The sequence below is a fragment of the Novosphingobium mangrovi genome (assembly GCF_022818885.1).
GTDB lineage: Bacteria > Pseudomonadota > Alphaproteobacteria > Sphingomonadales > Sphingomonadaceae > Novosphingobium > Novosphingobium mangrovi.
Genome location: NZ_JALHAT010000052.1, coordinates 1 through 8,088, shown reverse-complemented (window position 1 = coordinate 8,088; position 8,088 = coordinate 1). Strand labels below are relative to the sequence as shown.

The following is an 8,088-nucleotide window of genomic DNA, read 5'->3' as shown; positions in this document are numbered from 1 at the left end:
AGCTGCGCGCGAGCCTGCGCGACGGCGGCCTGCTGCTCGGCGATCCCTGCGCGCGCGTTCTCGACCGAAGCCTCAGCCTGCGCGATCTGGGCGCGGGCCTGCGCGGCGCGGGCATCGTAGTCGCTGGCATCGATGCGCACGAGCGGGGCGTCCTTGGCCACGTCCTGGTTGTCCTCGACGAGGACCTCGGAGACATAGCCGCTCACCTTGGGGGCGATGGCCACCATGTCGACGTCGATCTGCGCGTCGTTGGTTTCCTGGAAGTACTGCCCGTAGGTTTCGTAGCGCATGAACCAGAGCCCGCCGCCGATCGCGATCAGGATCGCGGCGATGAGGAGGTTGCGCTTGGTCTTGCCGCTCAGGCCCTTGCGGCCCGTGTCCTTGGCCTCATCCCCGCCAGCGTCCGCAGCATCGCTATCGCCTGCCGCCTGCTCGGACCCCTTCGCGGCGCTTTCACTCACCATTGCCAGTCTCAACTCCGTGTTGCGGGCGCAGGTGCGCCGCGCGTTGCAGACCCTGTAGGAAACCGCCCTCGCGATGGAGGACGCGGCCCTCGCAGGTCCCGCGATTATCTTTTGCCTTGCCGCGAAAAGAGGCGCAAAATCGCATCAGAAAGAACAAGAACCGGGAGAGGTTCCCATGGAACGGTACGATCCTGCGATCAGCCGGTGTCCCTTCATGCTGCTGTGCGGCGCAAGTGCCAGTGCCTTGCTGGTGTTTGTCGGCGCCCTCCACGTGCTGGGCTGAACGGTTGCGGCGTGGCCTCGCGGCCCGCCCAAGGCGAACGGCAAGTCATCGCCAATCAGTGACTTGCCCGTATCGGCATACGATTGCGTCCCTGTGAAGGCGCAAGCCCCGAACGCGTGCCCCGCCGATATACTTAGCTAGGTTATCTTGCAAGGGGCGTGAACGGATCACCCGCCCGCGCCCGCTTTGCCGCGCCTGCGAAGTCGGCCCCAGACCTGCGCCAGCCCCCTGTGCCGCTCGATTTCGGGCTGCTCCGGCCTCCCGAGTCGCGCCCTGCCCGGCGCAGCAGGCTCGACACACGACGGTCATTTACCTTGTTTAAGTCCCTATGGTTGAACCCTGATAACGACCACGGACCGCCCCCGCACACGATGGCCACGCTCAATTCCCCCCTGCCCGATCTCACCGCGTCCGGTTCCCGGCCCCGGCTTGCCCTGCCCAATATCGGCTTTGCCGTGCTGCTGGCGCTGAGCGGGGGCGCGTTCCTTGTCTGGGGGGCGGGGTACATCGGCTCGGGCAGCCTCCTGGTCTTTGTCCTGGCGACCCTGTTCGGCCTGTTCATGGCCTTCAACATCGGCGGCAACGATGTCGCCAACTCGTTCGGCACCAGCGTGGGTGCGGGCACTCTCACCATCGGGCAAGCGCTGGGCGTCGCGGCCATCTTCGAGGTCAGCGGCGCGGTGATCGCGGGCGGCGATGTCACCGACACGATCCGCAGCGGCATCGTCGACCTCGGCGCCCTAACGGTCAGCCCGCTCCAGTTCATCCGGGTGATGATGGCCGCGCTGGTCGCCGCCGCGTTCTGGCTGCTCTTCGCCAGCCGCCGGGGCTGGCCGGTCTCGACCACCCATTCGATCATCGGCGGCATCGTCGGGGCCTCGGTGGTGCTCGGCGTGAACCTCGGCGGCACATCTTCTGCCCTCGCCCTCGTCCAGTGGGGCGAGATCGCGCGCATTGCGCTGTCCTGGGTGCTCTCCCCGCTGCTGGGCGGGCTTGTCTCCTATGGCCTGTTCCGCCTCATCAAGCACCATGTCCTGTTCTACAACGAGCGCGCCGAGGCCCGCGTGCGCGACATCCGCGCCGAGCAGAAAGCGCTGCGCCGCGAACACCGCAGCGCCTTTGAAAGCCTGACCGAGCTGCAGCAGGTCAACTACAACACGATGCTGGTGCGCGACATGGACGTGCTGCGCAGCGAGGACTTCCATCCCGAGGAGCTGGAGACCGACTACTACCGCAAGTGGTACGCCATCGAGCGCCAGCGCGACGAGGTGGAGACCCACCATGCGCTCCAGCTCTGGGTGCCACTGGTCGCGGCGCTGGGCGCGGCGGTCATTTCCGCGATGCTGCTCTTCAAGGGCCTCAAGCACATGGAGCTGGGCCTTGCGACGCTGACCAACTACCTCATCATGGCGATGGTCGCCGCCATTGCCTGGGCGACGACCTTCCTCTTCGTGCGCACCTTGCGCCAGGCCCCGCTCGAGCGCGCGACGTTCCTCCTCTTCAGCTGGATGCAGGTCTTCACCGCCTGCGGCTTTGCCTTCAGCCACGGCGCCAACGACATCGCCAACGCGGTCGGGCCCTTTGCCGCGATCCTCGACGTGCTGCGCACCGGCGTCATCACCTCCTCGGCCGCGGTGCCGCCGATGGTGATGATCTCCTTCGGTATCGCGCTGGTCGTGGGGCTCTGGTTCATCGGCAAGGAGGTCATCGCGACCGTGGGCCATGGCCTCACCGCGATGCACCCGGCCTCGGGCTTTTGCGCAGAGCTCGGCGCGGCCTGCGTGGTCATGCTCGCCTCGAGCCTGGGCATCCCGGTTTCCAGCACCCACATCCTGATCGGCGCGGTGCTGGGCATCGGCATCGTCAACCGCCAGACCAACTGGGGCCTCATGAAGCCCATCGCGCTGGCCTGGGTGGTGACGCTGCCCGCCGCCGGGATCATCGCGGCGGCGGCCTTCCTCGTCTCGGGGTACCTGTTCTAGGTCAGCTGTCCGAGAGCGCCTTCAGCTCGGCCAGGCGGATCGCCTTGCCCTGCGTGGGCGTCATCACCGCGCGCACCTTGGTGAGTTGGCGCGCGGTGAAGGTAAGCGTCGTCACGCCATTGGCGAGCGGCGTTGCCGATCCGAGGTCGCGCCAGGCGCCGTCCTGCCAGCCCTCGACCGTAACCTTGCCCGGCGCGCGGATGTCCGCGCCGTTGTCGAAGAAGGCCAGCTTCACCGAGGAGACCGGCTTGGGAGCGCCAAAGTCGACCGCGTACCACTGCGAGGCCGTTCCCGCCGCCGAGGTCCAGCCGTTGGGAAGCTCGGGATAGAACCAGAGACGACCGTCAATCCCGTCGTGCAGGTTCTCCGCCTCGGCCCCGCTCGACGCGCTCGCCTTGGGGAAGTCGCCGCGCACCAGCTGCACCGCGTGATCGGTCTCGCGCACGATGGGCGCGGGCGCCTTGCGGGCGAGCGGCACCTCGATCCGGCCCAGATCCGCGCGGTGGGCGAGCACCGTGCCATCGGCGGCCACGGTCAGCCCCGCGCCCTTGCCATAGTGCGATCCATCCGCGTCCCAGGTCACCGAGATCCTATGGCCATGGTAGGGCACGCGCTCGACATGGAACCAGGGCAAGGCCTCGGGATCGCCCGCCTTGGGCAGCAACGGGTTCACCTCCAGCACGTCGTCGGCGCGCGGGCGAATGCCGACAAGGCCGGTCAGGATGAGGTCGTTGTAGCCGGAGTGGAAATAGTGGTGGCTGCGGTCGAGCCCGACGATGGGCTTGCCGGTCGCGGGATCGTAGTCCTCCTCAAGGTCCAGCGTGTCGCCCTGGAAGTGGAGCTGCGTGTACTGGCGCAGGAGGCGCATGTAAGTGCTGCGCGTCACCGGACCCGTCTCCTCGTAGTGGTCGAGGAGATTGGCCATACCGGTCAGCACTTGCGTCGTCTGGTAAGGCCAGATCGGACCGTTCCACTGACACTCGCGCGCATCGCCCAGATAGCGGTACTGGCGCATGTAGTATTCGTAGGACTGCTCGACCGTGCGCATCCCGGCCTCACCCGCCAGCATATCGGGATCGAGCAGATGCGCCCAAGCCTGCGCGTACTTGGCCTCGTCGGGCACCGCATCGAACATCCAGGGCAGGAAACCGACCAGCTCGCGCGCGCGGATGAAGTCCCAGTACTGCACGTGCTCGTTGCGGGTGCGGTAGCGGTCGGTGAAGTGCTCCAGCTGCGGGTTCCACAGGTCCGCCACCATGCGATCCTGCAGCGCCTTGGCCTTGCCTTCGAACTCCTCGGCCAGCGCGGCATCCCCGGTCATCGCGGCAATGCGCGCAATCGCGCGGGCGTTGGCGATCATGTAGCTGTTGACCGAGGGACGGAAGGAATATCCGCCGCCAAAGCCGTCCTCGCCGCCCGAGGCGTCGATGGAGGAGACCGTGTACTCGGTCGCATCGAGCAGCGGCTCGACCCAGTAGAGCCCCTTGGACCAGTCCATGTGGTCTTCCCAGAGGCCGAAGATATGGCGCATCACCTGAAGATGGCGCGTGACCGCCGCCTTGTCGCCATCGACGAGGTAGCGCCCCCAGGTCGAGTCCGCCATGTGGTCGGTGAAGTGGCGGTCGTTGCCGCCCTCATACATGAAGTCGATGTAATCGCTGACAAAGCGCCGGTCGTTGAGCCAGCGGCCCTCGGCGATGTGGAAGCCGCTGGCATCGTTGAGGCTGGCGTAGGGCTCACGCTGCCAGCCCACATCGTCGGCGAACTCGGTGGTGATGAAGCCCTTTGCGCCCAGATCGCGCTGGTGCGCGCGGTAGATCGACCAGCGGTAGTACCAGACCGCGTCGATCTTCGGGTCCGCACTCTCGAAGAAGGGGATGCGATCCTCATACCAGGGCGCGTCGTTGCCAAAGCGCGCGCGGGCGATGGCCCTGGAGTCGAGCTTGGGGACGGCGGAGGGCGCGGCGGAGGCCGCCGCCATGACCGGAGCCATCACCCGAGCCGCAGGCGGGGCCGCGCCTCCCAGAAGCATTGCCGTGCCAGCCAGCAACGCGCTGGTCCCGAGTGCCCGTGCCGTTCGTGCGATCATGCTCTGTGCCCCGTCGTCTGGAAGGAATCGTCCCTGAAAAAGGAAAAGGCGACCGTCCCCCCGGGGCGTCGGGAGAGGAGAATGTGCCCCGGGAAAACGGTCGCCTCATGCCGATCCCGGCCCCTCTCCCCTTCGCAGAATGGCAAAGCGGGGGGAGAGGTCCAGGATCGCCAAAGTGCTTACTGGAAGGTGAAGCGCGCGCCGATGGCGAAGGTGCGCGGAACCAGGGTCGTGCCCAGGTTCATCGTCTCCGCGCCGCCGGCCGCGCCGTACTTGTAGAAGCTCTGCTGGTTTTCCTTGGTGAGGTTGCGCGCATCGAAGGTCAGCGCGATGTCGTCCGTCACATTGGCGGTCAGCTGGAAGTCCATGTATCCCGAGGACTTGTACCACACGCCAATCGGGTTGGCGAAGAGACGTGCCTCGTTGTTGTGCAGGAAGCCCTTGCGCCACACGTACGACAGACGTGCACCGATGGGACCGCGCTGGTAGGCGAGCGTCGCGTTGTACGAGAGCTTCGAGACGTTGAAGAAGTCCGACTGCGTATAGCCCACGACTTCGCCCAGCTGGTTGGTTTCGGGGATCGACTGGTTGGAGTCGAGCACCGTCAGGCTGCCCTGGAAGCCAAGGCCATCCAGAACGCTGGGCAGGTAGGTCGGGAAGTAGGTCAGACCCACTTCGACGCCCTTGAGCACGCCGTCCGATGCGTTGGCCGGGCGGGTGATCGTGAAGTAGTCGGTCGCGCCCGCCTCGATGTCGTTGTTCGGGATGTACTCGTAGCTCGAGATCGGCACGACAAGGCCTGAGATCTCGCGGCGGAAGCCGGTGACCGTGATCGCGCTGTTGGGCTCGAAGTACCACTCGATTGCGACGTCGATGTTCTTCGAATGCGTCGGATTGAGCGTGGCCGTACCCGCCGAACCGCTGCCGTAGCCCACGTTGGTGAGGTCGCCCGTCAGCTGGTAGGTCGGGTTCACGTCGGTGAAGTTGGGACGGCGCAGCGTCTCACCGTAGTTGAAGCGCAGGCGCAGATCGCGGGTGATCTCGTAGCGCGCGGTGAAGCTGGGCAGGAACTTGGCCGATCCGCGCGAGACCGAGCTGCGCGCGAAGTTGTCGAGACGGTCGTAGAAGTCGTAATCGGTGTCGATGTTGACGTAACGCACGCCCGCCTGGAGATCGAGCGGGTTGCCGAAGATCGAGATCTGCGCGTCGGCCATTACGTAGCCCGACATCGTGACTTCCTCGATGCCGAAGGTCTGGCCGAGCGACAGCTGGTCGCTGGTGGGGCGGCCGTAGAGCCCGCGCACCATGTCCGCGTTGTCATAGAGCCAGTTGCCGTCGATGTTGACCCAGCTGCGCGGCAGGTCGCCCTCGCCCTTGTAGAAGCCCGAGTTGGTGAACAGGGCATCTTCGGGCAGGTCGGTCAGGTTGCCACCCAGCGCCACGGCATCGCCGGTGCGGATGTAGCTGGCTGCCTTGCGACGGTCGACGCGAAGGCCGGCGGCGACGCGGCGCAGGAAGCCCTCGTAGAAGCCGTAGTAGCCATCGAGCTTGCCGGTGAGCGCGCTGCCCTTGTCCTTGTTGGCGTTGTCGTACAGCTCGCCCACGGCCCAGGTCGAGGGCTGCGTCAGCAGGCTGTCGTCCGAGAAGTGGTAGGAGGGAATGCCGCCGCCCGCGTTGAAGTCGGCGGTGATCTCGTCGGCCACGCGGCTGGTGCGCATGGCGATGAACGAGCTTTCGAAGGTGCTGGTCTGGTAGGCGAGGTCACTGGTGATCTTGCCATCGCCGTCGCCGACTTCCCACGCCCCGTTCAGGTGGTAGACGTAGCTGTCGGTCTTCGACTTGGTGAGGTCGGAGGAATTGAAGCCGTAGACATCGGCCACGGTGCGCGACTTGACGATGTTGGTGCCATCGTAAAGCTCGACCGCGCCGGGGTTGCCCCACCAGTCGACAAAGCTGAACTGCAGGCTGTTGAAGGTCTCGGAGCGGTAGCCCGTATAGAACATCTCGGCGGTGTAGACCGAGCTGGAGTTGGGCGCCCACTGCAGCGCGGCGTTGAACGCGGGGCGCTCACGCTTGCCGTAGAGGTCCGAGGAGAACACCGCGTCGCGCGACAGGACATAGGGCACGTCCTGGCCGTTGATGTTGAGCGTGGCGCCCGCATCGGTGGAAAGCCCTGCGTTGAGGCCCGGCTGCCAGATGTTGCCATCGGGATTACCGGGCGTGACCGAGCGGCAGTCGCTGGGCTGGATGCGCTCGTAGGGAACCCAGGCCGCACCGCCCGCACACGCGCCCGGTGCCGAGCTGACGGTGGGCAGGTTGCTGTCGGTGAGGAAGGGCACGAGCGCGCCCGCCGTCGCGCTTTCGGTGCGGTACTTCGAGCGGATGTAGCTGGCGTTCACGAGGACGCCGATCTCGCCGATGCCCGTGTCCCAGCTGTCCGCGACAAGCAGCGCGCCGCTCGGATTGAAGGTGTCGGCGATCTCGTCATACGTACCGCGCGCCTGGCCCGACACGGCAAAGCCGCTGAAGTCGAAGGGACGGCGGGTCTTGACGTCGATCTGGCCGGCAAGGCCGGTCTCGAGCTGGTCGGCCGAGCGGGTCTTGAAGACGTTGACCTGCTTCACGAGGTTCGCCGGGATATCCTGAAGCGAGAAGCTCTGGCCCGATGCGGTGAAGACGTTGATGCCGTTCAGCGTGGTGACGGGGTCGTTCAGGCCGCGAATGGTAACGGTCTGCGCCTCGCCACTCGCGCGGTCGGTGATCTGGATGCCGGTGACGCGCTGGAGCGCCTCGACGACGTTGTTGTCGGGCAGCTTGCCGACGTCCTCGGAGACGATCGAGTCCACGATCTGGACGTTGTTGCGACGCACGTTGAGCGCGCCCAGGATCGAGGCCCGCACGCCCGTGACGATGATCTCCTCGGCGCTCGGCTCTGCCGCGCTGTCAGCCGTATTGGCCGCCTGGGGCTGGGCTGCGGGAGCGGCCTCCTGCGCGTTCGCCACGCCGGCGATGCCCAGGGCCAGAACAGAAGCTGTGCAGAATGCGAATGGCCGGAATGCCATGATCAACCCTCCCAATTTTCAATCGCGCAGCGGTTCCTGCGCCGTGTTCGTGAGGGCCTGATTATTTGTCGGAGTTATTTTGTGCAAGCAAAAAGTGCAAGCCTGCCTTACAATTCAGCAACTCGTAAGGGAGCGTGGCATCTTCGCATCACTGCGCGCCACACCCCCTCATAAAACCGCGAGAATCCGCGACTTTATTGTCCGAGTT

General features: G+C 65.9%; 3 protein-coding genes and 1 pseudogene. 1 reads left to right on the top strand and 3 read right to left on the bottom strand.

The genetic code is table 11. From position 1 onward, the window contains the following. Positions 1-464: pseudogene (locus tag MTR65_RS18420) on the bottom strand (HlyD family secretion protein); the annotation flags it as partial. Between the two features lie 654 nt (positions 465-1,118). On the opposite strand from MTR65_RS18420, the gene MTR65_RS18415 reads away from it, so the two are divergent. After that, complete coding sequence (locus MTR65_RS18415) at positions 1,119-2,729, top strand: inorganic phosphate transporter (RefSeq protein ID WP_243802764.1); 1,611 nt, start codon at positions 1,119-1,121, stop codon at positions 2,727-2,729. Position 2,730: 1 nt separating this feature from the next. On the opposite strand, the gene MTR65_RS18410 is transcribed toward MTR65_RS18415, so the two are convergent. After that, entirely contained in the window at positions 2,731-4,818 is a 2,088-nt protein-coding gene (locus tag MTR65_RS18410; protein WP_243802762.1) for an MGH1-like glycoside hydrolase domain-containing protein, read from the bottom strand. 179 nt (positions 4,819-4,997) lie between these two features. Next, the gene (locus tag MTR65_RS18405) at positions 4,998-7,880 is read right to left on the bottom strand and encodes a TonB-dependent receptor (protein WP_243802760.1); all 2,883 of its coding nucleotides are present in this window, start codon (positions 7,878-7,880) and stop codon (positions 4,998-5,000) included. Positions 7,881-8,088: the final 208 nt, after the last annotated feature.